Raw genomic sequence first — 25,678 nt, 5'->3', positions numbered from 1 at the left:
ATGCTAAGCGCCTGCCCGCGCTTCCCCGTATGCCATAGGTCATGCTGCGCAGCGATTCACACACAAAAAAACCGCCGGTGACCCGGCGGCTTTTTGTCCAGCATGCTTGGATCCGGCGTGCCGTGATCCGGCACAGCGCCGTCTCAATGCATCATGTTGACGTTCATGTTGTGCAGCACCCACAGCGAGCCGACGATCACGATGCCGATGATCAGCAGCGAGAACAGGCCCACCTGCACGTTAGAGCGCTGCTCGGGCGAGCGATCCATATGCAGGAAGTACACCATGTGCACCAGCATCTGCACCGCCGCCATCAGCGAGATCACGATAACGGTGACGCCCTTGGAGAACGCCCCGCTCATCACCATCGCAAACGGGATGACGGTGAGGATCACGGCCATCACAAAGCCGATCAGGTAGGACTTCAGGCCGCCGGCATGTGCGTCGGCAGCGGTTTCATGCGCGTGGTGATTGGCCATTACAGCGCTCCCAGCAGGTAGACGACGGTGAACACACCGATCCAGATGATGTCCAGGAAATGCCAGAACAGGCTCAGGCAGGCCAGACGCGTGCTGTTGCGCGGGGTCAGGCCGTTCTTGGAGATCTGGATCACCAGCACTGCCATCCACAACAGACCGGAGGCCACGTGCAGGCCGTGCGTGCCCACCAGGGTGAAGAAGGCCGACAGGAACGCGCTGCGCCCCGGACCCGCCCCTTCATGGATCAGGTGGTTGAACTCCCACACTTCCATGCACAGGAAGCCGATACCCAGCAGTGCGGTGACGCCCAGCCAGGCGTACAGCCCGGTCATGCTGCGCTTGTGCGCGGAGATCATCGCAACGCCGAAGCTCAGGCTGCTGAACAACAGCAGGAAGGTTTCCACCAGCACGAACTTCAGGTCGAACAGCTCCTTGGCGGTCGGTCCGTCCACCGTGGCGCCCGAGAGCACCGCATAGGTGGCGAACAGGCCGGCGAACAGCAGGCAGTCGCTCATCAGGTAGACCCAGAACCCGAAGACGGTGTTGCCACCGGCGTCGTGATGTTCGTGGTCGTCGTGGCCGCCCGCGTGGGCGGCGTGGTCAAGCGTGGTCGAGGAAGACATGGTCATACCACCTTCGCGGCCTGCGCCGCATGTTGCTGTTCGAGCAGGGCAAAGCGCGCGTTTTCGATGCGCTCCACTTCGTCGGCCGGCACCCAGTAATCGATGTCGTCATCGAAGGTGCGCGCGATGAAGCTGCCGATCATGCCGACCAGGCCGATGATGGCCAGCCACCAGATGTGCCAGATCAGACCGAAGCCCATCAGCACGCTGAAGGCACCGATATACACACCTGCCCCGGTGTTGCGCGGCATGTGGATCGCCTCGTACTTGGACGGACGCACCCAGCCCTTGCCGTTTTGCTTGTCGGCCCAGAACTGATCGCGGTCGTCGATGTGCGGCAGCACGGCGAAGTTGTAGAACGGCGGCGGCGAAGAGGTGGCCCACTCCAGCGTACGGCCATCCCACGGATCGCCCGTGTAGTCCATGTGCTCCTTGCGCTTCCACACGCTGTAACCGATCTGCACCAGGTTCAGGAAGATACCCAGGCCGATGATCGCAGCACCGGCCGCAGCGACGTACAGCCACGGCGCCCACTCGGGGTGGTTGTAGGTGTTCATGCGACGGGTCATGCCCATGAAGCCGAGCACGTACAGCGGCATGAAGGCCACGAAGAAGCCGATGATCCAGCACCAGAACGAGGCCTTACCGATCTTCTCGTTGAGCTTGAAGCCGAACGCCTTCGGGAACCAGTAGGTCAGGCCGGCCAGGTAGCCGAACACCACGCCGCCGATGATCACGTTATGGAAGTGCGCGATCAGGAACAGGCTGTTGTGCAGCACGAAGTCCACGGCCGGAATCGCCAGCATCACGCCGGTCATGCCGCCGATGGTGAAGGTGATGATGAAGCCGATCGTCCACAGCACCGGCGAGGTCATGTGCACACGACCGCGGAACATGGTGAACAGCCAGTTGAAGATCTTCACGCCGGTCGGGATCGAGATGATCATCGTCGTGATGCCGAAGAAGGCATTGACGTTGGCACCCGAGCCCATGGTGAAGAAGTGATGCAACCACACCACGAACGACAGCACGCCGATGCACGAGGTGGCGTAGACCATCGAGGTGTAGCCGAACAGGCGCTTGCGGCTGTAGGTCGCGATCAGCTCGGAGAAGATGCCGAACGCCGGCAGGATCAGGATATAGACTTCCGGGTGACCCCAGATCCAGATCAGGTTGACGTACATCATGGCGTTGCCGCCACCGTCGTTGGTGAAGAAGTGCGTGCCCAGGTAACGGTCGGCACCCAGCAGCGCCAGCGCCACGGTCAGGATCGGGAATGCGGCGATGATCAGGATGTTGGTGATCAGCGCGGTCCAGGTGAAGATCGGCATGCGCATCAGGGTCATGCCCGGTGCGCGCATCCGCATGATCGTCACGAAGAAGTTGATGCCGGTCAACAGGGTGCCCAGGCCTGAGACCTGCAACGCCCAGATGTAGTAGTCGACACCTACGCCCGGACTGTATTCCAGCCCCGACAACGGCGGGTAGGCCAGCCAGCCGGTCTGCGCGAATTCGCCGACACCCAGCGAGATGTTGATCAGCGCCGCACCGGCCACGAACAGCCAGAAGCTCAGCGAGTTCAGGAACGGGAACGCCACGTCGCGTGCGCCGATCTGCAGCGGCACGATCAGGTTCAACAGGCCAGTCATGAACGGCATGGCCATGAAGAAGATCATGATCACGCCGTGCGCGGTGAAGATCTGGTCGTAGTGGTGCGGCGGCAGCACACCTTCGCCGCCGTTACCCGCCAGCGCCTGCTGGGTGCGCATCATCGCCGCATCGGCGAAGCCGCGCAGCAACATGACCAGCGCCACGATGATGTACATCACACCGATGCGCTTGTGATCCACCGAGGTGAACCACTCGTTCCACAGGTAGCCCCACAGCTTGTACTTGGTGATGGCGCCCGCGATGAGCAGGCCGAGCAGGCCAGCACCACCGAGTGCGACCATGATGATCGGCTCGTGGTACGGAACCGCCTCGATCGTAAGTTTGCCTAGCATCACTTGTCTCCAGAAGTGCACATGGCAACCGGCTCTGCAGCCGCTGCCTGATGGTCGCCATGGCCTTTGTTATGGCCCGGACCATTCATGTATTTGTCGACGAGCGAGCGGAACATGCCGTCCTGCACCGACGAGTAGTAGGTGACCGGATACTGTTCCTTGTCGTTGCGATTGGCGGCCAGCACCTGGTACTCGGCGGCGTTCAACGCGGTCGGCGATGCCTTGACCTTGGCCACCCACGCATCGAAGCCGGCCTGATCGACCGCATGCGCCTTGAAGCTCATCTTCGAGAAGCCGTGACCGCTGTAGTTGGTCGACAGGCCGAAGTATTCGCCCGGCTCGTTGGCCACCAGGTGCAGCTTGGTTTCCATGCCGGCCATCGCGTAGATCATCGTGCCCAGGTGCGGGATGAAGAACGAGTTCATCACCGTATCGGAGGTGATCTTGAAGTTCAGCGGCGTATGCACCGGGAACGCGATCTCGTTGACCGTGGCGATGTTCTGGTCCGGATAGATGAACATCCACTTCCAGTCCAGCGACACCGCTTCGATGGTGATCGGCTTGACGTCCGAATCCAGCGGCCGGTACGGGTCCAGCGCATGCGAGGAGCGCCAGGTCAGCACCGCCAGCACCAGGATGATCACGCACGGGATCGACCACACCACCACTTCGATGGCGGTGGAGTGCGACCAGTCCGGCTCGTAGCGCGCCTTCGTGTTGGACGCGCGGTATTTCCACGCGAACGCAATCGTCATCACGATCACCGGGATGACCACGATCAGCATCAGCACGACCGAGGTGATCAGCAGCTGCTTCTCGTCGTGGCCGATCTGGCCTTTCGGATTGAGAATGGCCGAGTTGCAGCCTGCCAACAGCAGGAACGGCAGCATCAGGCCTGGACGAAGTACACGCCCGAGATGTTTCAACGGAATCATCGGTCGATCCAAGTGCGAAGGAACGCCAGCCTCGTTCGTCGTATCCATGTGGACTCGTCCTGACGGCGCGCTTCCCGGGGGAAGGCAGCCACGCAGACCGAAGACACGAGTTAGCTCCCTGATTTTAGACTTTGCTGCACCTGCACGAAACCCATCGGCAATGATCTGCCGCAATTAATGCGCGCAAAACTGTGCGACATGTTGTCGCAGCGCTGCGCAGGGCGGAAAAGATGCGGTTGCGGCCATCGATTGCGGCCTGTGTGATGTGCGGCGTATATGGCGGCGCAGTGCCGGGATGTGCGTGATCGGCCCAAAACGCAACTGGGCCGACCAATGGTCGACCCAGTACTGAAGCGATGGTGCCGGAAATAGGAATCGAACCTACGACCTACGCATTACGAATGCGCCGCTCTACCAACTGAGCTATTCCGGCGAGCCGTGAATTGTAGGAGCGGAGCCGGTGCCGGGTCAATCGCCACCAGGCGGAGGACGGCATGTCCGGCGCCGGACGCGGGCTGTGGCTGGCCGATATGGCCACCTGCAGCGGTGAGGCACACCAACTTGCTGCAGGCAGTCGACGCCGGCTCAGCCAGTCCGGCGTGCCCGGCGTCAGCTGACCAGACGCAACCGCAGTTCCTTGGGCAGCGCGAACACCATCGATTCCGGCTCGCCCTCCAGCTCGGACACACTTTCGGCCCCCAGCTCGCGCAACCGCGCCAGCACGCCATCGACCAGCACCTGGGGTGCGGAGGCGCCGGCGGTCAGGCCGATGTGCTGCTTGCCGACGATCCAGGCCGGGTCGATCTCGCCGGCGTTGTCGATCAGGTAGGACTCCACCCCGTCGCGCCGGGCCAGCTCGCTGAGACGATTGGAATTAGAGCTGTTGGGCGACCCGACCACCAGCACCAGATCGCATTGGCGCGCCAGATCGCGCACCGCATCCTGGCGGTTCTGGGTGGCGTAGCAGATGTCGTCGTGGCGCGGCCCCTGCATCGCCGGGTAGCGCGCACGCAGGGCCTCGATGATGCCCATGGTGTCGTCCACCGACAGCGTGGTCTGGGTGGTGTAGGCAAGGTTCTCCGGCTGGCGGATCTGCAGCGTGGCGACCTGTTCGATATCCTCGACCAGATAGATCGTGCCCGGGCCGCGTTCGCGGCTCCACTGCCCCATGGTGCCTTCCACTTCCGGATGCCCGGCGTGGCCGATCAGCACCACGTCGCGGCCAGCGCGGCAATGCCGCGCCACCTCGAAATGCACCTTGGTCACCAGCGGGCAGGTCGCGTCGAACACCTTGAGCCCGCGGCGCTCGGCCTCCTGACGCACCGCCTGCGAGACGCCGTGTGCGCTGAAGATCACCGTGGCGTTGTCGGGCACCTCGTCCAGTTCCTCGACGAAGACCGCGCCGCGCTGTTTGAGGTCGTCGACCACGAAACGGTTGTGCACCACTTCATGGCGCACATAGATCGGCGCGCCCAGCGTTTCGATCGCACGCTTGACGATCTCGATCGCACGGTCGACGCCGGCACAGAAACCACGGGGATTGGCGAGCAGGACATCCATGGCGGGCATTCTACGGGAATGGGGACTGGAGGATGGGACCGGGCGGCGCCGGTGCGCCGCGACTTCAGCGTCGATTCCCGATTTCCGACTTCTGCTTGCCGGCCGTGTCGAACAGACCGAATACCGCAATCCCGATGGCGCCGCCCACGATCGCCGAGTCGGCGATGTTGAACGCCGGCCAGGTATGGGTGCCGATGTACCACTGGATGAAATCGACCACGTGGCCGTGCATCAGGCGGTCGATCACGTTGCCGATCGCCCCGCCGATCACCAGCGCATACGGCAGCGCGCTGCGCCAATGCCCACGCGCGGTGCGCGACAGCCAGAACGCCAGCAGGCCGCTGATGCCCACCGCCAACGCGGTGAAGAACCACAGCTGCCAGCCGCCGGCATCGCTCAGGAAGCTGAAGGCCGCGCCGGTGTTGTAGGTGCGGTACCAGTTCCAGAAGCCGTCGATCACCGGCACCGGGGTGTATTCGGGCAGGCTGGACAGCACCCAGGCCTTGCTCCACTGGTCCAGCCCCACCACGAGTGCCGACAGCAGCAACCAGATCAGGGCGGAGGGTTTGGGGCGTTGACTCATGTCGAAAGGTCGCAGTTGGTGGTGACTTCTCCGACGTCGGAGAAGATGCCTGGATGGCGATAGGTGATGGCGGTGGCAGATGAAGCTGACGAAAGCGGGATGACAGGCAGGCAAGGATGGCATGGGCACCGGAGCCGGCTCCCCTGCCCCGCCGTGCCGCATGCGCCACGCTTCAGCAAGGGCGTGCGTGCAGCGCCGAGGCACTCGTCATCCGGCACCAGCGCCTGCCCATGATGCCGCGATAGAGGCGCACGCAGCCCGTACGGGGTCTCGACAACGCGTGGCAGGACCTGCCCGCCACGCGCCTTCACGCAACACCGTCAGAACCAGCGGCGTTGCTCGCCGGGGCCTTCGATATTGCTGACGCAGCGGCTGCACAGTTCCGGGTGACGCGGATCGCTGCCCACGCTGGCCTGGTGGTGCCAGCAACGCACGCACTTGGCCTTGCTGGTCGGCTGCGCGCTGACGAAGATGTCGTCGGTGCTGGCCGCGGTCACGGTCACATCGCCACTGATGAACAGGAAGCGCAGCTCGTCGGCCAGCGGCTGCCAGCGCGCGGCGGTCTGCGCATCGGCGGCCACCGTGATCTCCGCTTCCAGCGCCGCGCCGATCGCCCCGTTGGCACGCATCGGCTCCAGCACCTTGGCCACCTGCTCGCGCAAGGCCAGCAGCCTGTCGACATCGGCACTGCTCAGCGCGGCGTCGGCCGGCAACGGCGCCAGGCCGTCGTACCAGGTGGCGAACAACACGTTGTCGACCCGCTTGCCCGGCAGGTAGCCCCACAGTTCCTCGGCAGTGAAGCTCAGCACCGGCGCGATCCAGCGCACGAACGCCTCGGCCACGTGATACATCGCGCTCTGCGCCGAGCGGCGGCCGCGTGCATCCTCGGCCATCGTGTACAGGCGGTCCTTGGTCACGTCCAGATACAGCGAGCCCAGGTCGACGCTGCAGAAATTCAGCAGCGCCTGCACGATTTCGGCAAAGTCGTAGCGCGCATACGCGGCAACGATCTTTTCCTGCAATTCGTGCGAGCGGTGCACGATCCAGCGGTCCAGCAGCACCATGTCGTCCAGCGCCACCAGGTGCTGCAGCGGATCGAAGCCATGCAGGTTACCGAGCAAAAAGCGCGCGGTATTGCGCAGGCGGCGATACGCATCGGCGTTGCGCTTGAGGATCTCCTGCGACAGCGACATCTCGTTGCTGTAATCGGCCGAGGCGATCCACAGGCGCAGGATGTCCGCGCCCAGGGTCTTCATGATGTCCTGCGGCTCGATGCCGTTGCCCAACGACTTGGACATCTTGCGGCCGTGCTCGTCCACGGTGAAGCCGTGGGTCAGGCACTGCTTGTACGGCGCCGCCTTGTCCATCGCCACGCCGGTCAGCAGCGAGGACTGGAACCAGCCACGGTGCTGGTCGGAGCCTTCCAGGTACAGGTCGGCCGGCTTGGGCAGGCCGCGGTCCACCAGCACCGCCTCGTGGGTCACGCCGGAGTCGAACCACACATCCAGGATGTCGGTGATCTTGTCGTAATCGGCCGCCTCGTCGCCCAGCAGTTCGGCCGCATCCAGCGTGTACCACACGTCCACGCCGCCCAGTTCCACCCGGTCGGCGACCTGGCGCAGCAACTCGGTGCTGCGCGGATGCGGCTCGCCGGTTTCGCGATGCACGAACAAGGCGATCGGCACACCCCAGGTGCGCTGGCGCGAGATGGTCCAGTCCGGACGTCCATCGACCATGCCGGCGATACGCGCCTGGCCCCAGGACGGATACCAGTGCACGTTGTCGATGGCCTTGAGCGCATCGGCGCGCAGGTTGGCCTGCTCCATCGAGATGAACCACTGCGGCGTGGCACGGAACGCGATCGGCGTCTTGTGCCGCCAGCAATGCGGATAGCTGTGCTCCATCTTGCTGGCCGCCAGCAACACGCCGGTATCGCGCAGCGCCTCGATGATGATGTCGTTGGCTTTCCAGATGTGCAGCCCGGCCAAGACAGTGTCGCCCAGCGGCGGCGTCGACGGCAGGTACACGCCGCGCCCGTCCACCGGGTTGATCTGCGCCGCGCCGTAACGCTCGAGCAGGCCGTACTGCTTGGAGACCTGGTAGTCCTCCTGGCCATGGCCCGGTGCGGTATGCACCGCGCCGGTACCGTCCTCGGCCGACACGTGGTCGCCCAGCAGCAGCGGAATCTCGCGCTCGGCATAGAACGGGTGGTTCAGCAGCATCCGCTCCAGCGCCGCGCCCTTGGCATGGCCGTGCACCACCACCGTGTCCACGCCATAGCGCGACAGCGCCTTGCCGGCCAGGGCCTCGGCCACCACCAACCAGCGCGGCTGGCCGCGATCGGCCGGGCCTTCGACCAGCACGTAGTCCAGTTCCGCGCCCAGGCTCACCGCCAGCGACGCCGGCAGCGTCCACGGCGTGGTGGTCCAGATCGGCACCGCCACGCCCACGCTCGCCGGCAGGCTGGCGCCGAACGCGGCAGCGACAGCCGCCGGATCACGCGCCGGATAGGCGATATCCACCGTCGGCGACACCTTGTCGGCGTATTCGATCTCGGCTTCGGCCAGCGCCGAGCCGCAATCGAAACACCAGTGCACCGGCTTCACGCCACGGGTCAGGTGGCCGTTGTCGACCACCTTGGCCAGCGCGCGGATCTCGTTGGCTTCGAAGCGGAAATCCAGCGTCTTGTACGGGTTGTCCCAATCGCCGATCACGCCCAGGCGCTTGAAATCGCGGCGCTGCAGATCGATCTGCTCGGTGGCGTACTCGCGGCACTTCTGGCGGAACTCGGCTGCATCGAGCTTGACGCCGACCTTGCCGTACTTTTTCTCGATCGCGATCTCGATCGGCAGGCCGTGGCAATCCCAGCCCGGGATGTAGGGCGCATCGAAGCCAGCCAGGTACTTCGACTTGACGATGATGTCCTTGAGGATCTTGTTGACCGCATGGCCCAGATGGATCTGGCCATTGGCATACGGCGGGCCGTCGTGCAGCACGAACAGCGGGCGCCCTGCCGCATTGGCGCGCAGTTGCGCGTACAGCCCCTCGCGCTCCCAGCGGTCCAGCATCGCCGGCTCGCGCTTGGGCAGGTCGCCACGCATCGGGAATTCCGTCGCGGGCAGATGGAGAGTGGCTTTGTAGTCTTGGGTCACAGGTCTCTACCGTTGCGCTGGATTTTTTAATAAGTCCGCACATGGATGTGCGGGCTCTTGCGAGGGACTCGCATCATAGGCGGGCTGTTGCGAGGAACTCGCATGTGTTGCAGAAACTGCGTGCCTGTCCAACACCGCACGCGCCTGCTCGGCATCACGATGCATCTGCACCGTCAGCGCGTCCAGGCCGTCGAACTTCTCTTCGTCGCGCAGCTTGGCGACGAATTCGACCTCGATATGCCGGCCATACAGGTCGCCCTGAAAATCGAACAGATGCGCTTCCAGCAGCGGTTCCACGCCGGCCACGGTCGGGCGCGTGCCAAAGCTCGAGACCGACGGCCACGGCCGCTCGGCTACGCCATGCACCCAGGTCGCGCAAATGCCCGACAGCGCCGGCGTGCGCGGGAAACGCAGATTGGCGGTGGGATAGCCGAGGGTGCGGCCAAGCTGCTTGCCGCGCACTACCCGCCCGCCGATGGCATACGGACGGCCAAGCAATTGCCCGGCGTGCGCGAACTCGCCCGCGCCCAGCAGCTCTCGGATGCGCGTGGCCGAGATGCGCTCGCCGTGCAGGTGCACCGGCGCGATTTCGCCCGCTGCAAAGCCGTAGTGCGCACCAAGCGAGCGCAGCAGGCCGATATCGCCGCCACGCCGATGGCCGAAACGGAACTCCGGACCGATCCAGACCTCTTTGGCGCGCAGACGGCCGACCAGGGCCAGGCGCACGAAGTCTTCGGCACTCATCGCCGACAGGCGACCATCGAAACGGATCATGCCCACGCTGTCGGCACCGAAGCCGTGCAGCCCTTCGATCTTGGCGCGGGCCAGGGTCAGCCGTGGCGGCGGCGCGGCCGGGGCGAAAAACTCGCGCGGCAGCGGCTCGAAGCTCACCGCCACCGCGGGCACCCCCAGCGCGCGCGCGCGCGCGACTGCGTGCTGCACCAATGCCCGATGCCCCAGGTGCAGGCCATCGAAGGCGCCGATGCAGACCACGCTTCCGTGCGGGAACAGCGTCCCGCCCTCGACGTCTCTAAACAGCCTGCTCATTCCTCGATCCAAACAGATGCCGGCCTGCCGGCCGACCCTCGTTGATGCATAACCCGCAAGTATAGCCGTGCCTGTCAATCCGCATGGGCGCGGCCCCGGGCCTGTGCCGCCGCGTCCCGGAGGCGGGCAGACGATTGCGCGCCTTCCCGGCCCGGGACCGGCCCCACCCACCGTGCATGACGGCTGGCTCCGCACCCGCTCGGCCAGCTCGGCGGACGACTAGCCCTCGCGCAGATGCCGCGGCCGCAATCCCAGCGCCACTTGCGCCACCAGGTAGGTCGCCCCACCGCTGCCGACCAGCACAGCCAGCCAGCCGATGCGATCCCACTTGTCCATCACGGTGAACGATGGCAGCCACCACAGCAGGCCCAACAGCACCGCCACCATCGCCGCGCATGCCAGCAGCAGGCGCAGCGCATAGCCAGCCCAACCCGGCCGGCGCTGGTACACGCCGGACTTGCCCAGCCAGTACCACAGCAAAGCCAGGTTGAGATAACTGGACAGTGCGCTGGCGATGCCCAGCGCCAGATGCAGGCCCGGCTGCTTGCCCAGCGCCTGCATCACGCCCTGCGCCTTGAGCTCGGGCGGCACCATGATCTGGTAGACCACCGCCAGCAACGCGAAGTTGAACACCATGTTGGCGATCAACGCCGCCACACCGGCACGCACCGGGGTGCGGGTGTCCTGACGGGCGTAGAAGGCCGGCAACAACACCTTGAGCATGGCGTACGCCGGCAGGCCGAAGCTCAGGCCGTAGACCGACATCGCGGTCATGCGCGTATCGAAGGCGGTGAACTGGCGGTACTGGAACAGGGTCGCCACCAGCGGCTCGGCCAGCAGCAGCAGGCCGAGCATCGCCGGCATCGCGATCAGCAGCGTGGTGCGGAACCCCCAGTCCAGCGCGCCGGAGAACGCGCTGCGGTCGGTCTTGACGTGATGGCGCGCCAGCGCCGGCAGGATCACCGTGCCCAGCGCCACCCCGAACACCCCCAGCGGCAGTTCCAGGAACCGGTCGGCCAGCGACAGCCACGACTGCGAGCCGTCGGCCAGCCGCGCGGCGATTACCGTGTCCAGCATCAGGTTGATCTGCGCGATCGACGAACCGAACAGGGTCGGAATCATCAGGGTCAGCACCTTGCGCACATCCGGGTGCGTCCAGCCCCAGCGCGGCAGCGTCAGCAGGTCGATGCCCTTCAGGGCCGGCAGCTGAAACAGCAACTGCAGCGCCCCGGCCACCAGCACCGCCCAGCCCAGCGCCAGGATCGGCACGTCCAGCCGCGGCGCCAGCCACAGCGCGCCGGCGATCATGCACAGGTTGAGGATCACCGGCGTCAGCGCCGGAATCGCAAACCGCTGGAAGCTGTTGAGCGCCCCGCCCGCCAGCGCGGTCAACGAGACGAACAACAGAAACGGAAACGTCAGCCGCAACAAATCGACCAGCAGGCCGTATTTATCCGGATCGGTGGCCGCGCCATCGGAAAACACCGACGCCAGCTGCGGGGTGAAGATCAGCCCCAGCGCGGTGATCAGCAGCAACATGCCGCCGAGCGTGCCGGACACCCGCGACATCAGCTCGCGCAGGTCGGTATGCGGGCGGGTCTCCTTGACCTCGGTGAACACCGGCACGAAGGCGGTGGCGAACGAGCCCTCGGCAAACAGCCGACGCAGGAAATTGGGGATCCGGAACGCCACCCAGAACGCGTCGGTCACCGCATTGGCGCCGAAGGTGGTGGAGATCGCCTGGTCGCGGATCAGGCCCAACACCCGCGACACCATGGTCATACTGCTGAATGAGAGCAGGCCTCTCAACATGCCGGGCTTGCTCACGCTGCATCCCTCTTGACAACTGACTTGACGTACATAACTAAGCCCATCATACTTTCCCGCTTGCTTTTTCCACTACACCGATTTTTCAGGAACCCACCACCGTGGCCAATATCAAGTCCGCCAAGAAGCGCGCCAAGCAGACCGTCGTGCGCAATGAGCGCAACACGGGCCAGCGTTCGATGCTGCGCACCGCCGTCAAGAAGGTGATCAAGGCCCTTGACGCCAACGATGCTGCAGGCGCCGAAGCTGCTTTCGCCGTTGCCCAGCCCATTCTCGACCGTTTCAGCGCCCGTGGCCTGATTCACAAGAACAAGGCTGCGCGTCACAAGAGCCGCCTGACCGCTCGCATCAAGGCCATCAAGGCCGCGTAAGCGAGCCGGGTTGGCATCACCGCAGGCCTGGCTTGCGGTGGCATAGAAAAACCCGGCCTTGGCCGGGTTTTTTGTGTGCCTGCGCATGCGCTCAGCCGGCATTGCGTGCCTCGAGCTCGTCCTCGCGCTGACGGTCGAAGAACGCCATGATGTCCTTCATGATCGGGAAGGTGCCATCGCGGCCCAGCGCCGAGACCAGATACCACGGCGCGGTCCAGCCGAGTTCGGCCACGATCGTCTCGGCCGCAGCGCGGGCCTCGTCCTCGAACATCAGGTCGGCCTTGTTGAGCACCAGCCAGCGCGGCTTCTTCAGCAACTCCGGATCGTGGCGCTCCAGCTCGCGCTCGATGGTGCGCACCTGATCCACAGGCGACGCCTCCACCCCACCATCCATTGGCGAAATGTCCACCAGATGCAGCAGCAGACGGGTGCGCTGCAGATGGCGCAGGAACTGTGTGCCCAGCCCGGCACCGTCGGCCGCGCCCTCGATCAGGCCCGGCACGTCGGCGATGACGAAGCTGCGGTATGCCTCGACACTGACCACGCCCAGATTCGGGTACAGGGTGGTGAAGGGGTAATCGGCCACCTTCGGGGTTGCCGAGGACACCGCGCGAATCAGGGTGCTCTTGCCCGCATTGGGAAAGCCCAGCAAGCCGACGTCGGCCAGCAGCTTCAGCTCCAGCTTGAGCAACCGCTCCTCGCCCTCTTCACCGGTGGTGGACTGGCGCGGCGCGCGATTGACCGAGCTCTTGAAATGCATGTTGCCCAGGCCGCCCTTGCCGCCCTTGGCCACCAGCAGGCGATCGCCATGCTGGGTCAGGTCGCCGATGACTTCGTCGGTCTGCACGTTCATCACCACGGTGCCGACCGGCACCACGATGATGCGGTCTTCGCCGCCCTTGCCGTAGGCCTGGCGGCCCATGCCGTTCTCGCCGCGCTGCGCCTTGAAGGTCCGCTCATGCCGGAAGTCGACCAGCGTATTGACGTTCTCGTCGGCCACGATCCATACGCTGCCGCCGTTACCGCCGTCGCCGCCATCGGGCCCACCGAGCGGGATGAACTTCTCGCGGCGAAAGCCGACACAGCCATTGCCGCCATTGCCGGCACTGACCAGGATTTCTGCTTCGTCGACTAACTTCATGAGATTTGGGATTCGTAATTTGGGATTGGTAACACCACCGCAGGACGCCGCTAGGCGGCCGCGGAAACAGCAGGAAGCAGCGGTACCGGGACTGTCGAAATCCGCCGTTGCGAATCCCCAATCCCGATTCTCCACTCCCGGCCGCCAAACGAAAAACCCCGCAAAAGCGGGGCTTTCCGTCTCGTCCGCCAGGCAGCGATGCCTGACGGACTGGCCTGCATGGAGCGGGCGATTACGCCTCGGCAACCACGCTGACGGTGCGACGCTTCTTCGGGCCCTTGGTGGAAAACTCCACCTTGCCGTCGACCAGCGCGAACAGGGTGTGGTCACGGCCGAGGCCGACGCCGGCGCCCGGATGGAACTGGGTGCCACGCTGACGCACGATGATGTTGCCGGCATCGATGGCCTGGCCACCGAAGATCTTCACACCCAGGTACTTCGGGTTGGAATCGCGACCGTTGCGCGAGGAACCTACGCCTTTTTTGTGTGCCATGACTGGTTCTCCTTACTTCTTATCGCCACCGGCGATGCCGGTGATCTCGATTTCGGTGTAGTGCTGACGGTGTCCCTGACGCTTCATGTGGTGCTTGCGGCGACGGAACTTGATGATGCGCACCTTGTCGGCGCGGCCATGGGCCACGACCTTGGCGGTGACCGAGGCGCCCTTCAGCGCATCGCCCAGCTTGATGCCATCGCTATCGCCCAGCATCAGGACGGTGTCGAACTTGATCTCGTTGCCAGCTTCGATATCGAGCTTTTCCACGCGGAGCGTTTCGCCCTGCGCGACGCGGTATTGCTTACCGCCGGTTACCAGAACTGCGTACATGACCAGGTTTTCCTCTGTAGTTATTATGGTCGCACTGACGTGCCCTAGGGCAGACAGGAGCGGGATTGTACGGGCTTGCGGGGTTTGGGGTCAACCTGCCGGCCAGCCGGCCATGGCCCTGCCCGATCCACCCGTGCAACGCATCATCCGGCCGCCACAGGCGCCCGGTCAGACTGGCATTTGGGGCAATTGCCCTCACCTAGGTCGGCGGGTAGGCTGATCGACTGCCACTCATTCCTGCTGAGCACGCTCGCACCACTGCCGGTTCGCCGGCCCGACATCGGATCCCCCATGGCGATGGATTTCATCCGCATCCGCGGCGCGCGGACGCACAACCTCAAGAACATCGACCTCGACCTGCCTCGCGACAAACTGATCGTGATCACCGGCCTGTCCGGCTCGGGCAAGTCGTCGTTGGCGTTCGACACCATCTATGCAGAAGGCCAGCGCCGTTACGTCGAGTCGCTGTCGGCGTATGCGCGCCAGTTCCTCAGCGTGATGGAAAAGCCGGACCTGGACCACATCGAAGGCCTGTCCCCGGCGATTTCGATCGAACAGAAATCGACCTCGCACAATCCGCGCTCTACGGTCGGCACGATCACCGAGATCTACGATTACCTGCGCCTGCTGTACGCGCGGGTCGGTCAGCCGCGCTGCCCGGACCACGGCTTCCCGCTGGAGGCGCAGACCGTCAGCCAGATGGTCGACCACATGCTCACGCAGGACCAGGAGCAGCGTTACATGCTGCTGGCACCGGTGATCCGCGAACGCAAGGGCGAGCATGCGCAGGTGTTCGAGCAGCTGCGCGCGCAGGGCTTTGTGCGCGTGCGCGTGGATGGCGAGCTGTACGAGATCGACGCGGTGCCGCCGCTGGCGCTGCGCCAGAAGCACACCATCGAGGCGGTGATCGACCGCTTCCGTCCACGCGAAGACATCAAGCAACGGCTGGCGGAAAGTTTCGAGACTGCGCTCAAGCTCGGCGAAGGCATGGTCGCAGTGCAGTCGCTGGACGACCCGGCCGCGGCCCCGCACCTGTTCTCGTCCAAGTACAGCTGCCCGGTCTGCGATTACTCGCTGCCGGAGCTGGAGCCGCGGCTGTTTTCGTTCAACGCACCGGTGGGCGCCTGCCCCAGCTGCGATGGCCTGGGCGTGGCCGAGTTCTTCGACCCGGATCGCGTCGTGGTGCATCCGGAGCTGTCGCTGTCGGCCGGCGCGGTGCGCGGCTGGGATCGGCGCAATGCCTATTATTTCCAGCTGATCGCCTCGCTGGCCAAGCACTACAAGTTCGACGTGGACGCGGTGTGGAACACGCTGCCAGCCAAGGTGCGCCAGGCTGTGCTGTTCGGCAGCGGCGATGAGGTGATCAGTTTCACCTACTTCACCGATGCGGGCGGGCGCACCACGCGCAAGCACCGCTTCGAGGGCATCCTGCCGAACCTGGAACGCCGCTACCGCGAAACCGAATCGCCGGCCGTGCGCGAGGAGCTGACCAAGTACGTCAGCCAGCAGCCCTGCCCGGCCTGCAACGGCACGCGCCTGAACCGTGCCGCGCGCAATGTGTTCGTCGCCGACCGCCCGCTGCCCGAGCTGGTGGTGCTGCCGGTCAACGAGGCGCTGAGCTTTTTCCGCGGCTTGTCGCTGCCGGGCTGGCGTGGCGAGATCGCCAGCAAGATCGTCAAGGAGATCGGCGAGCGGCTGGGCTTCCTGGTCGATGTGGGCCTGGATTACCTGACCCTGGAACGCAAGGCCGATACCTTGTCCGGTGGCGAGGCGCAGCGCATCCGGCTGGCCAGCCAGATCGGCGCCGGCCTGGTCGGGGTGATGTATGTGCTGGACGAGCCGTCGATCGGCCTGCATCAGCGCGACAACGAACGCCTGCTGGGCACGCTGACGCGGCTGCGCGACCTGGGCAATACCGTGATCGTCGTCGAGCATGACGAAGACGCGATCCGCCTGGCCGATTACGTGCTGGACATCGGCCCCGGCGCCGGCGTGCACGGTGGCGAAATCTGCGCGCAAGGCTCGTTGCAGGACATCCTGGATGCACCCGGCTCGCTGACCGGCCAGTACCTGTCGGGCAAGCGCCGCATCGAGATTCCCAAGCAGCGCCACAAGCCCAACCCGAAGATGATGTTGCATCTGCGCGGGGCGACCGGCAACAACCTGAAGAATGTCGACCTGGATATTCCGGCCGGCCTGTTGACCTGCATCACCGGCGTGTCCGGCTCGGGCAAGTCCACGCTGATCAACGACACCTTGTTCTCGCTGGCGGCCAACGAGATCAACGGCGCCTCGCATCCGGTGGCCGCGCATCGCGAGGTGGAGAATCTGGATCTGTTCGACAAGGTCGTGGATATCGACCAGTCGCCGATCGGGCGCACCCCGCGCTCCAATCCAGCCACCTACACCGGCATGTTCACGCCGTTGCGCGAGTTGTTCGCACAGGTGCCGGAAGCGCGCGCACGTGGCTACTCGCCGGGCCGTTTCAGCTTCAACGTGCGCGGCGGCCGCTGCGAGGCCTGCCAGGGCGATGGCCTGATCAAGGTGGAGATGCACTTCCTGCCCGACGTCTACGTGCCCTGCGATGTCTGCCACGGCAAGCGCTACAACCGCGAGACGCTGGAGATCCGCTACAAGGGTTTCAACATCAGCGACGTGCTGCAGATGACCGTCGAGGACGCGCTGCGGCTGTTCGAGCCGGTGCCGTCGATCGCGCGCAAGCTGGAAACGCTGGTGGATGTGGGCCTGAGTTACATCAAGCTGGGCCAGAGCGCGACCACGCTGTCCGGCGGCGAGGCGCAACGCGTCAAGTTGTCCAAGGAGCTGTCGCGTCGCGATACCGGACGCACCCTGTACATCCTCGACGAGCCGACCACCGGCCTGCACTTCCACGACATCGAAGCGCTGCTCGGCGTGCTGCACAAGCTGCGCGACGAGGGCAACACGGTGGTGGTGATCGAACACAATCTGGACGTGATCAAGACCGCCGACTGGATCGTGGATCTGGGCCCGGAAGGCGGCCATCGCGGCGGCAGCATCCTGGTCTCCGGCACGCCGGAAGATGTGGCCGCGCACAAGGCGTCCTACACCGGGCAGTTCCTGGCCAAGATGCTGCCATCGGTGAAGGCGCGCGAGACCCGGCCGGCGGCCATGGCCAACAAGCCCGATGCGCGCCCGCCACGCAAGATCAAACCGGAGAAGGTGGCGAAAGTCGCCAAGTCCGCCACCAAGAAAACCGCAAAGAAGAAGGCAAGCTGATGAGCGAAGAGCACAAGGTGTTGGCACGCATCCCGATCAGCGTGCGCTGGCGCGACATGGACAGCATGGGCCATGTCAACAACGCCAAGTACATTTCGTACCTGGAGGAAGCGCGCGTGCGCTGGATGCTGGGCGTTGAAGGCGTGGCGATGACCGACCGCATCGCGCCGGTGGTCGCGGCCACCAACGTCAACTACAAGCGCCCGCTGATATGGCCGAACGACATCCTGGTGGAACTGTTCGTCGAGCGCCTGGGCAGCAGCAGCATCACCATCGGCCACCGCATCCTCGACCAGAAGGACGAGGGCGTGCTGTATTCCGATGGCAACGTGGTGGTGGTGTGGATCGATACGCAGACCGGCAAGAGCGCATCGCTGCCGGACGCGGTACGCGCCGCCAGCAGCTGAGATTTGCCAGTTGCGCGTTGGCTCTCCAGCGCCATAAGACGACGGCGGCTCTTCCGGGAGCCGCCGTTGTTGTTTGCAGCGCTCCTGTCATGCCGCTGCGCGATACCACCGACAGGCCGCGTGATCGAGACCGACACAGTGAAGTGGCAGCCTGCTCGCCACCACGCATCGCGTTTGATCGGCAACATCGCGCAGTGGGCTCGGCAAACACTACAGGACCCAGACTCCGCTCAGCCGCGCACTGCGCGCGTTTACGAACCCGGCGCGCGCTTGCGCGCCTGCAGCGTGGTCTTGACCTCGCGGCCATCCTGCAAGGTAAAGGTCACCGGCACCTGCGCGCCTTCCTGCAGCGGCGCACGCGCTTCCATCAGCATCAGATGCAGGCCGCCCGGTGCAAGCGGCACCGACTTGCCGGCCGGCAATGCCAGCTCCGGCACCGCGCGCATGCGGCTGACGCCGTTGGTTTGCGTGGTCTCGTGGATGGACACATCGGCAAACGCACTGCTCTTGGCCGCGGTGACCTTCGACGGCTGCGCACAGCCATTGTGGAACTGCCCGAAGCCCGCTGCCATGCCCATGCCACCGGGTGGCGGAATGCGGATCCAGCCGCCCTTGAACTCGGGCAGGCACTGCGCGCCAGCGCCTGCACTTGCCAGCATCACCCATGCACCGAGCACGCGTGCGTACATGCGCTGCCTGCTTCGACTGCCGTCTATCATGACCCAACCTCCAGGAGCCCCGAATGAGCATCCAGATCTTAGACCATGGCCGTCTTCGCGAAATCCGTCTGGCGCGCCCGCCGGTCAATGCACTGGACAGCGCGCTGTGCCAGGCCCTGAGCGTTGCGGTGCAGCAGGCCGGCGAGGAGACCGACGGCATCGTGCTGTCGGGCAGCGAGCGGATCTTTTCCGGTGGCATGGACGTGCCGCACCTGCTGGCGCATGGCACCGACCGCGCCGCGTTGCTGGCCAGCTGGACGGCCTTCTTCGAGGCCGCGCAGGCGCTGGCGAACAGCCGCGTGCCGGTGGTCGCGGCCATCGGCGGGCATGCGCCGGCCGGCGGCTGCGTGCTGGCGCTGTGCTGCGACTACCGGGTGATGGCACGCAGCGCCGATACCGCCAAACCGTATGCGATCGGCTTGAACGAGGTGCAGGTGGGCCTGGCTGCGCCGGAAGGCATCCAGCGCCTGCTGCGCCGCGTGGTCGGCGCGCACCGCGCCGAGCGCCTGCTGATCTCCGGGCAGCTGCTGCCGGCCGAGCAGGCGGTCACGATCGGCCTGGTCGACGAACTGGTCGATGGCGAATTGGTCACCGCCCGCGCGGTGGCCTGGCTGCAGGACCTGCAGCAGCTGCCGCGCCAGCCGATGCTGGCCACGCGCGCGATTGCCCGCGCCGATCTGCGCGCGGCACTGGCGCCGGAGCTGATCCAGCTGGAGCGCTTCATCGACGGCTGGTACGCGCCGGATGCGCAGGCCGCCCTGCACGGCCTGGTGGCGCGGCTGCAGAAGGCCTGAAGGCGCTCCCGCACGGCGCGCAGGGGGCGGCCCGCTATAATCGCGGTCCGTCGCACGCCCAGGCCAGCCCCTTGTCCGCCACTGCCGAACCCGTCGTCTCCGAACTGATCAGCCTGCTGTCGCTGGAGCGCCTGGAAGACAACCTGTTCCGCGGCCAGAGCCGCGACATCGGCACCAAGTACGTGTTCGGCGGACAGGTGCTGGGCCAGGCACTGGCCGCCGCGCAGGCCACCGTGGACAACGGCCGCCAGGCGCACTCCCTGCATGCCTATTTCCTGCGCGCCGGCAATATCGACCACCCGATCGTCTACGACGTCGACCGCACCCGCGATGGCGGCAGTTTTTCGGTGCGCCGGGTCACCGCGATCCAGCATGGCAAGGTGATCTTCTTCTGCGCGGCCTCGTTCCAGCAGCGCGAAGACGGCGCCGAACACCAGTCCGCGATGCCGGTGGTACCGCCGCCCGAAGACATCGAACCCACCCCGCCGCTGGCGGCGGAGGTGCTGGAGAAACTGCCTGCCAAGGTGCAGCGCTGGCTGTCGCGTGGCGGCCCGTTCGAGTTTCGCCATGTGTTTCCGCGCGACGAACTCAAGCCGCCCAAGCGCCCGCCCTTCCAGCAGATGTGGCTGCGCCTGAGCGACCCGGTCGGCGACGACGTCGGCCTGCACCAGGCCTTGCTGGCCTATGCCTCGGATTTTCAGCTGCTGGGCACCTCCACCTTTCCGCATGGCATCAGCTACTACACGCCGAATGTGCAGATGGCCTCGCTCGATCACGCGCTGTGGTTCCACCGCCCGTTCCGCACCGACGACTGGCTGCTGTACTCGCTCGACAGCCCCACCGCACAGGGCTCGCGCGGCCTGGCGCGCGGGCAGTTCTTCACCCGCGATGGCGTGCTGGTCGCCAGCACCACCCAGGAAGGCCTGATCCGCGTGGTGCCCGACGGCAGCGCGATCGCGGTGCCGGCAAACGACTCGCCATGTTGATCGCTGCACCGCGTTCGTCGCGCGCAGGCATGCTGATGGCCGCCTGCACTTTCCGGCCTGGATCGACGTCCTTGCCGCTCCTTTCTTTCAGCTCGAGCAAGCGCATTCGCAGCGCGCCCTGCTCGGCAATCGCTGGCACTCCTTAAGCATGCGCAAGATCTTCAGCAGTCAACGTATCGAAACCGCCGAAGGCGTGGCCGATCTCCTGCGCAACGCCGGTATCGACGTGCGCATGAGCAACGGCCGCTCCTACGAGAGCAAGCGCAGCGGCCAGTTCAGCTATCTCGAACAGGGCAACGCCCAGGCCTACCCCACGGTGTGGATCGTGCACGCCGACGACCAGCCGCGCGCCCGCGATCTGCTGCGCGACGCACGCCTGCTCGACACCACCCGCCGCGATCTGCCGAATGTGGAGTACACCTTCCGCGACGGCGAAAACGGCTCGAGCACCAATGCGCGCAGCTGGGCCTGGCGCATCCGGCTGGTGCTGCTGCTGGTGATCGGCGCGGTCGCCATGTTCGTGGTGCTGCGCCATCGCAATGCCCCGGATGCGGCCAGGCCAGTGGCACCGCCGGCCGCGCAGCCAGCGCCCGCCACCACCGCACTGCCCGCCACAGAGGACGACGAAGTGCGTGTACGGATCCAGCCGGCGCGCTGAGCGCAGCCACCCGGCGCTGCGCCAGGCGCCACCGCCATCACGTTGGTCACATCCGCTGCTCGCCTGCGTCATGCTGGGACCAGGACATGGATTGCGCCGATGCACACCGACACGCTGGACCTGATGTTGCAACGCGAATTGCCGGTCGCCGCCGCCGGCTGCCAGCAGGCCTACGGCCGCATCGTGCGCGCCTGCCAGAACACGGTGACCGCCATCGCACTGGCGATCACCCGCGATATCGCCGCCAGCGAAGACATCGCCCAGGAAGCCTTCCTGCGCGCCTGGCAGCGGCTGGCGCAATTGCATCAGCCGGCCAGTTTCCTGCCGTGGCTGCGGCAGATCACCCGCAACCTGGCGCGCGACTGGCTGCGCGCCAACCGGCATCGCGCGCTCAGCGGCGAAGCGGCGGACCTGGCGATCGCGATGGCTGCCGACCCGGCCCCCTCGCCCGCCGACCAGTTGCTGCAGGTGGAAGAAGAGATCGCCGCGCTCGACATCATTTCTGCATTGCCCGAAGAGAGCCGCGAGACGCTGCTGCTGTTTTATCGCGAAGGCCAGAGTTCGCGGCAGGTTGCCTCGCTGCTCGGGCTGAGCGATGCGGCCGTGCGCAAGCGCCTGTCGCGGGCACGTGCCAGCGTGCGCGGCGAGCTGCTGCGCCGGTTCGGCGAGTTCGCCCATGGCAGCGCGCCCAGCGTGGCCTTTGCCACCGCGGTGACCTCGGCAACCCTGCTGGCCGCGCCGGGGACGGCGAGCGCGGCCATCGTGCTGACGGGCATGGGGGGCGCGGGCAAATTAGGCGTGAGCGGGCTGACCGGCTCGGCATTGGGCGGGGGTGGCGCGGCCGGTGCGCTAAGCCTCTGGCTCGGCCTGCCGTCTCTATTCGCCGCCGGCGCCGTGCTGATTGCCGGCGTCGGCACGTACTGGTCGTGCTGGTATCTGCTGCGCTTTGCGCAGACCGCCGCCGAAGCAGCGGCGATTCGTCGTTTCCTGCACATCACCACGCTGACGTCGGTGCTGGTGGTGGGCAGCACGCTGCTGCTCAAACGCCTGGATGCCGGCGCATGGGCGTCATTGCTGCTGCTGGGCGCAGGCATGGCGGTGCTCACCTACCAATCCATCCGGGTGCTGCCACGCGTCATGCGCCCGATGCTGGAACGCGATGCGCAACGACGCGGCACCACGCGGGCACCGCTGCTGTATCGCTGCATGTTCAGCCCGGCCGCGATGCTGGTGAGCACGGCGGCGGTCATGCTGCCCATCGTGCGGCACTACATGAAGCTGGGGATGCTCTGATCCCGGCGTGGCGCCATCGCCGCATGCGGCAAGTGCGGCCATTCCAGTCAACAAAAACGGCCTCCTGCTTGCGCGGGAGGCCGTTGGTCGATCGGCGCCTTGTTGCGTGTTGCGGTTTACATGCTGCGTGTGACGCCAGTGCTGCCCCGGTCGCAGCACTGCGACCGGGTAAGCGACTGGATGAACTCAGTTGCCCGCGGCAGGCTTGGCCGGCATCGGACGCTTGCCGTGATCGCCATGCTCGCCCTGACCCCAGCGGCCATGCTCGCCGCGCTGCTTGGATGCGGCATCGAACTCGGCCTTGCTCAACTTGCCGTCCTTGTCGGTATCGGCCTTGGCAAACCATGCATCGCGATGCTGCTGCATGCGCAGCTCACGGTCCGCGCGATCGACAAAGCCGTCCTTGTTGATGTCCATCTCATCGAAGCGCGCGGCGAACTTGGGGTCGGCCTTGGCTTCTTCGCGGCTGATGCGGCCGTCCTTGTTGGTGTCGAGCTTGCTCAGCCATTCGCCGCGTCCACCGCGACCCGGGCCGCGATGATGCGGCCGCTCGTCGCGCGACAGCTTGCCGTCCTTGTTGGTGTCCAGCGTGTCGAACTGTGCGGCCAGCTTGGGGTCGGCAGCGGCCTCGCTGCGATCGATCACGCCATCGCCGTTCTTGTCGAGTTTGGCAGGACGCGGCGCATCGCCGGCGGCAGGCGGAGCGGCGAACACCGCGCCGGTGGACAGGGCAGCCAGCACGGCCAGTGCGAGAAACGGTTTGCGAGACGTCATGAGAAACTCCTGGAATGTGGGAACCACACGCGGCACCTGCATGGGCCGCATCGCGTGGGTGGCGCATCCGGATCCACCGTGCGCTGCCACCAACACCCACATCAACGAGCCATCGGCGCGCGCGTTGACGCGGCAGCCGGGCGTATTCATCCGGCGGACAGTCGCCGCCGTTGCGACGCGCAGGCGCTATCCTGACGCCATGGCCATCCACGCCGACACCCATGACGACCTGCGCCTGTTCCAGACCGGCGAGCATGCCTGTGGCTACTGGTCCGAGCGCCGCGCGCGCGACCTGGTGCTGGATCCGCACGACCCGCGTCTGGGTGCGATCTATCCGCAGGCCTTGGCATGGGGATTCCGTCGCTCCGGCGATCTGGTCTACCGGCCGCATTGCGAACGTTGCCGCGCCTGCGTGCCGGTGCGCATCGCGGTGGATGCGTTCCGGCCCGATCGCAGCCAGCGCCGCTGCCTGGCGCGCAACCAGGACCTGGTGGTGCGCGTGGTCGCTGCCGAGCGCACCGACGAACAACTCGCGTTGTACAGGCAGTACCTCAAGCACCGCCATCCCGGCGGCGGCATGGACGAACATGGCGCCACCGAATTCGACCAGTTCCTGATCGGTGGGTGGTCGCATGGACGCTTCCTGGAAATCCGCGAACCCGCAGTGGCGCACGCGCCGGGGCGGCTGCTCGCCGTTGCGGTCACCGATGTCACCGAGCATGCGTTGTCGGCGGTCTATACGTTCTACGCACCGGATGCCACTGCGCGCAGCCTGGGCACCTTTGCGATCCTGCAGCAGATCCAGTGGGCGCAACGCGAGCGCCGCGCGCATGTGTATCTGGGCTACTGGATCGACGGCCATGCCAAGATGAACTACAAGCGCCGCTTCAGCGCGCTGGAGGCCTACGACGGCCGCCAGTGGCGCGGGCTTCCTGCCGCTGCACCGGAAGGGTGAACCCCGCCGGGACGACATCGGGCTGTCGTCTTGCACATGCGAGAATATCGCGATGATCAGACCTCTCTTACTGCTTGCGCTGACCGCGCTCTGCGCCGCCTGCGCCCATCAGGCGACCTCTCCGGATACGAGCGCCAAGGCAACTGCCGCCTCCGCGCCGGCCCAGCTACGCATCGCGACCTACAACACCTCGCTGTATTCGGATCAGGCCGGCGGCCTGGTGCGCGAACTGCAGGGCGACAGCGCGCATGCGCGCAAGATCGCCGCAGTGCTGCAGCGGGTGCGTCCGGATCTGGTGCTGCTCAACGAGTTCGACTTCGACCCCGAGCACCGCGCCGCCGATCTGTTTCAGCAGCGCTATCTGGAGGTCGCCCAGCCGGGCGGCGGCGCAGCGTTGCGCTACCCATATCGCTACCTGGCCCCGGTCAATACCGGCGTGCCGAGCGGCCTGGATCTGGACAACAACGGCAGCGTCGGTGGCGATGGCCGCACCCGCGGCAACGATGCCTGGGGTTACGGATTGCATCCCGGCCAGTACGGCATGCTGGTGCTGTCGCGCTACCCGATCGACACGCAGGCGGTGCGCAGTTTCCAGTTGCTGAAATGGAGCGCGCTGCCGGGTGCGCTGCGCCCGACCGACCCGTCCAGCAAACAATCGTTCTATCCCGACGCGATCTGGGCGCAGCTGCGGCTGTCGTCCAAGTCGCATTGGGACGTGCCGGTGCGCACGCCGCTCGGTGTGGTGCACGCGCTGGTCTCGCACCCCACCCCGCCGGTGTTCGATGGCGCCGAGAAGCGTAACGTCGCCCGCAACCACGACGAGCTGCGGCTGTGGCGCGAGTATCTGGACAATCCCAAGGACGCCAGCTGGCTGTGCGACGACCAGGGCCGCTGCGGCGGGCTGCCCGCCGATGCGCGCTTCGTCATTCTCGGCGACCTCAATAACGACCCGGTCGACGGCGCCGGCCGGCACGATGCGATCCGCGCCTTGATCACGCACCCGCGGGTGCTGCAGTACCCCACGCCGCACAGTGCAGGCGGCCCGGAAAAAACCGCCGAATACGCCGCGCAAGGCATTGCCCATGCGGGCGACCCGCACCAGGTCACCGGCGACTTCGGGCCGCAGGCGGGCACGATGCGGCTGGACTACGTGCTGCCTTCGCGCCAGTTCACCTTGGTCGGCAGCGGCATCTTCTGGCCCGCCAGCGCCACGCCGGAAGCGGCGATCGCCGATGGCAGCGATCATCATGCGGTTTGGGTGGATGTGGCTGGGGCGCGGTGATTGGG

Annotated in this window: 23 protein-coding genes and 1 tRNA gene; 9 read left to right on the top strand and 15 right to left on the bottom strand. The window is 65.9% G+C overall.

Going from position 1 to position 25,678, the window contains the following annotated elements:
• Positions 1 to 143: 143 nt before the first annotated feature.
• From cyoD to murJ, 10 genes are all read right to left on the bottom strand, one after another.
• On the bottom strand, positions 144 to 479 hold the full coding sequence (gene cyoD / locus AC1PLS_RS06295) for a cytochrome o ubiquinol oxidase subunit IV (RefSeq protein WP_006450195.1): 336 nt from the start codon (positions 477 to 479) through the stop codon (positions 144 to 146).
• Complete coding sequence (gene cyoC / locus AC1PLS_RS06290; protein WP_006450194.1) at positions 479 to 1,108, bottom strand: cytochrome o ubiquinol oxidase subunit III; 630 nt, start codon at positions 1,106 to 1,108, stop codon at positions 479 to 481. Before cyoC ends, cyoD begins: the two co-directional genes overlap by 1 nt.
• The gene (cyoB, locus tag AC1PLS_RS06285; protein ID WP_016901525.1) at positions 1,105 to 3,105 is read right to left on the bottom strand and encodes a cytochrome o ubiquinol oxidase subunit I; all 2,001 of its coding nucleotides are present in this window, start codon (positions 3,103 to 3,105) and stop codon (positions 1,105 to 1,107) included. Before cyoB ends, cyoC begins: the two co-directional genes overlap by 4 nt.
• Positions 3,105 to 4,040 carry a ubiquinol oxidase subunit II gene (cyoA, locus tag AC1PLS_RS06280; RefSeq protein WP_024940071.1) on the bottom strand — a complete coding sequence of 312 codons (936 nt, stop codon included), beginning with the start codon at positions 4,038 to 4,040 and terminating at the stop codon, positions 3,105 to 3,107. Before cyoA ends, cyoB begins: the two co-directional genes overlap by 1 nt.
• A 357-nt stretch (positions 4,041 to 4,397) precedes the next feature.
• Positions 4,398 to 4,473 (bottom strand) — tRNA-Thr (locus AC1PLS_RS06275).
• A gap of 176 nt (positions 4,474 to 4,649) precedes the next feature.
• Positions 4,650 to 5,600 carry a 4-hydroxy-3-methylbut-2-enyl diphosphate reductase gene (gene ispH, locus AC1PLS_RS06270; protein ID WP_102252551.1) on the bottom strand — a complete coding sequence of 317 codons (951 nt, stop codon included), beginning with the start codon at positions 5,598 to 5,600 and terminating at the stop codon, positions 4,650 to 4,652.
• Positions 5,601 to 5,664: 64 nt separating this feature from the next.
• Positions 5,665 to 6,183, bottom strand: coding sequence for a signal peptidase II (lspA, locus tag AC1PLS_RS06265; protein WP_184431808.1), 519 nt, complete (start codon positions 6,181 to 6,183; stop codon positions 5,665 to 5,667).
• A gap of 320 nt (positions 6,184 to 6,503) precedes the next feature.
• Positions 6,504 to 9,335, bottom strand: coding sequence for an isoleucine--tRNA ligase (gene ileS, locus AC1PLS_RS06260; RefSeq protein ID WP_184431810.1), 2,832 nt, complete (start codon positions 9,333 to 9,335; stop codon positions 6,504 to 6,506).
• 6 nt (positions 9,336 to 9,341) lie between these two features.
• On the bottom strand, positions 9,342 to 10,382 hold the full coding sequence (locus AC1PLS_RS06255) for a bifunctional riboflavin kinase/FAD synthetase (RefSeq protein WP_481104287.1): 1,041 nt from the start codon (positions 10,380 to 10,382) through the stop codon (positions 9,342 to 9,344).
• A 219-nt stretch (positions 10,383 to 10,601) separates the two neighbouring features.
• The gene (murJ, locus tag AC1PLS_RS06250) at positions 10,602 to 12,194 is read right to left on the bottom strand and encodes a murein biosynthesis integral membrane protein MurJ (RefSeq protein ID WP_184431813.1); all 1,593 of its coding nucleotides are present in this window, start codon (positions 12,192 to 12,194) and stop codon (positions 10,602 to 10,604) included.
• Between the two features lie 116 nt (positions 12,195 to 12,310).
• Here murJ and rpsT point away from each other — a divergent pair, with 116 nt between their 5' ends.
• Positions 12,311 to 12,580 (top strand): 30S ribosomal protein S20, encoded by a 270-nt coding sequence (gene rpsT / locus AC1PLS_RS06245; RefSeq protein ID WP_002807888.1) that lies wholly within the window; start codon positions 12,311 to 12,313, stop codon positions 12,578 to 12,580.
• Positions 12,581 to 12,671: 91 nt separating this feature from the next.
• Here the strand turns inward: rpsT and obgE are convergent, their stop codons facing one another.
• The 3 genes from obgE to rplU all read right to left on the bottom strand — a co-directional run bounded on the left by obgE (position 12,672) and on the right by rplU (position 14,547).
• Complete coding sequence (gene obgE, locus AC1PLS_RS06240) at positions 12,672 to 13,721, bottom strand: GTPase ObgE (protein ID WP_016901714.1); 1,050 nt, start codon at positions 13,719 to 13,721, stop codon at positions 12,672 to 12,674.
• Positions 13,722 to 13,953: 232 nt separating this feature from the next.
• Positions 13,954 to 14,214 (bottom strand): 50S ribosomal protein L27, encoded by a 261-nt coding sequence (gene rpmA, locus AC1PLS_RS06235; RefSeq protein ID WP_003484326.1) that lies wholly within the window; start codon positions 14,212 to 14,214, stop codon positions 13,954 to 13,956.
• A gap of 12 nt (positions 14,215 to 14,226) precedes the next feature.
• A complete protein-coding gene (gene rplU / locus AC1PLS_RS06230; RefSeq protein ID WP_481104286.1) occupies positions 14,227 to 14,547 on the bottom strand; it encodes a 50S ribosomal protein L21 in 321 nt (106 codons plus the stop codon).
• A gap of 291 nt (positions 14,548 to 14,838) precedes the next feature.
• Here rplU and uvrA point away from each other — a divergent pair, with 291 nt between their 5' ends.
• Positions 14,839 to 17,805 (top strand): excinuclease ABC subunit UvrA, encoded by a 2,967-nt coding sequence (uvrA, locus tag AC1PLS_RS06225; protein ID WP_024940077.1) that lies wholly within the window; start codon positions 14,839 to 14,841, stop codon positions 17,803 to 17,805.
• A complete protein-coding gene (locus AC1PLS_RS06220; RefSeq protein ID WP_024940078.1) occupies positions 17,805 to 18,212 on the top strand; it encodes an acyl-CoA thioesterase in 408 nt (135 codons plus the stop codon). The genes uvrA and AC1PLS_RS06220 overlap by 1 nt, the downstream gene beginning before the upstream one ends.
• Before the next feature lie 251 nt (positions 18,213 to 18,463).
• Here AC1PLS_RS06220 and AC1PLS_RS06215 read toward each other — a convergent pair whose 3' ends face one another.
• A complete protein-coding gene (locus AC1PLS_RS06215; protein WP_046342023.1) occupies positions 18,464 to 18,901 on the bottom strand; it encodes a copper chaperone PCu(A)C in 438 nt (145 codons plus the stop codon).
• Between the two features lie 53 nt (positions 18,902 to 18,954).
• Here AC1PLS_RS06215 and AC1PLS_RS06210 point away from each other — a divergent pair, with 53 nt between their 5' ends.
• From AC1PLS_RS06210 to AC1PLS_RS06195, 4 genes are all read left to right on the top strand, one after another.
• A complete protein-coding gene (locus tag AC1PLS_RS06210; RefSeq protein WP_046342022.1) occupies positions 18,955 to 19,725 on the top strand; it encodes an enoyl-CoA hydratase/isomerase family protein in 771 nt (256 codons plus the stop codon).
• A gap of 71 nt (positions 19,726 to 19,796) precedes the next feature.
• Positions 19,797 to 20,711, top strand: a complete 915-nt coding sequence (gene tesB, locus AC1PLS_RS06205) for an acyl-CoA thioesterase II (protein ID WP_016901707.1) — start codon at positions 19,797 to 19,799, stop codon at positions 20,709 to 20,711.
• Between the two features lie 148 nt (positions 20,712 to 20,859).
• Positions 20,860 to 21,369 carry a putative signal transducing protein gene (locus AC1PLS_RS06200; RefSeq protein ID WP_184431815.1) on the top strand — a complete coding sequence of 170 codons (510 nt, stop codon included), beginning with the start codon at positions 20,860 to 20,862 and terminating at the stop codon, positions 21,367 to 21,369.
• Positions 21,370 to 21,468: 99 nt separating this feature from the next.
• Positions 21,469 to 22,662: an RNA polymerase sigma factor gene (locus tag AC1PLS_RS06195; protein WP_054590907.1), complete on the top strand. Its 1,194-nt coding sequence runs from the start codon at positions 21,469 to 21,471 to the stop codon at positions 22,660 to 22,662.
• A gap of 186 nt (positions 22,663 to 22,848) precedes the next feature.
• Here AC1PLS_RS06195 and AC1PLS_RS06190 read toward each other — a convergent pair whose 3' ends face one another.
• A complete protein-coding gene (locus tag AC1PLS_RS06190) occupies positions 22,849 to 23,586 on the bottom strand; it encodes an EF-hand domain-containing protein (RefSeq protein WP_374057716.1) in 738 nt (245 codons plus the stop codon).
• On the opposite strand from AC1PLS_RS06190, the gene AC1PLS_RS06185 reads away from it, so the two are divergent.
• Both AC1PLS_RS06185 and AC1PLS_RS06180 read left to right on the top strand, forming a co-directional pair.
• A complete protein-coding gene (locus AC1PLS_RS06185) occupies positions 23,477 to 24,391 on the top strand; it encodes an arginyltransferase (RefSeq protein WP_039519976.1) in 915 nt (304 codons plus the stop codon). The two genes, AC1PLS_RS06190 and AC1PLS_RS06185, sit on opposite strands and share 110 nt — an antisense overlap.
• Positions 24,392 to 24,443: 52 nt before the next feature.
• On the top strand, positions 24,444 to 25,673 hold the full coding sequence (locus AC1PLS_RS06180) for an endonuclease/exonuclease/phosphatase family protein (protein WP_240307497.1): 1,230 nt from the start codon (positions 24,444 to 24,446) through the stop codon (positions 25,671 to 25,673).
• Positions 25,674 to 25,678: the final 5 nt, after the last annotated feature.

Source organism: Xanthomonas sp. NCPPB 3218 (assembly GCF_056725185.1).
Note: the sequence above shows the minus strand (reverse complement) of the source record. Positions and strands in the feature narration are given on the sequence as shown.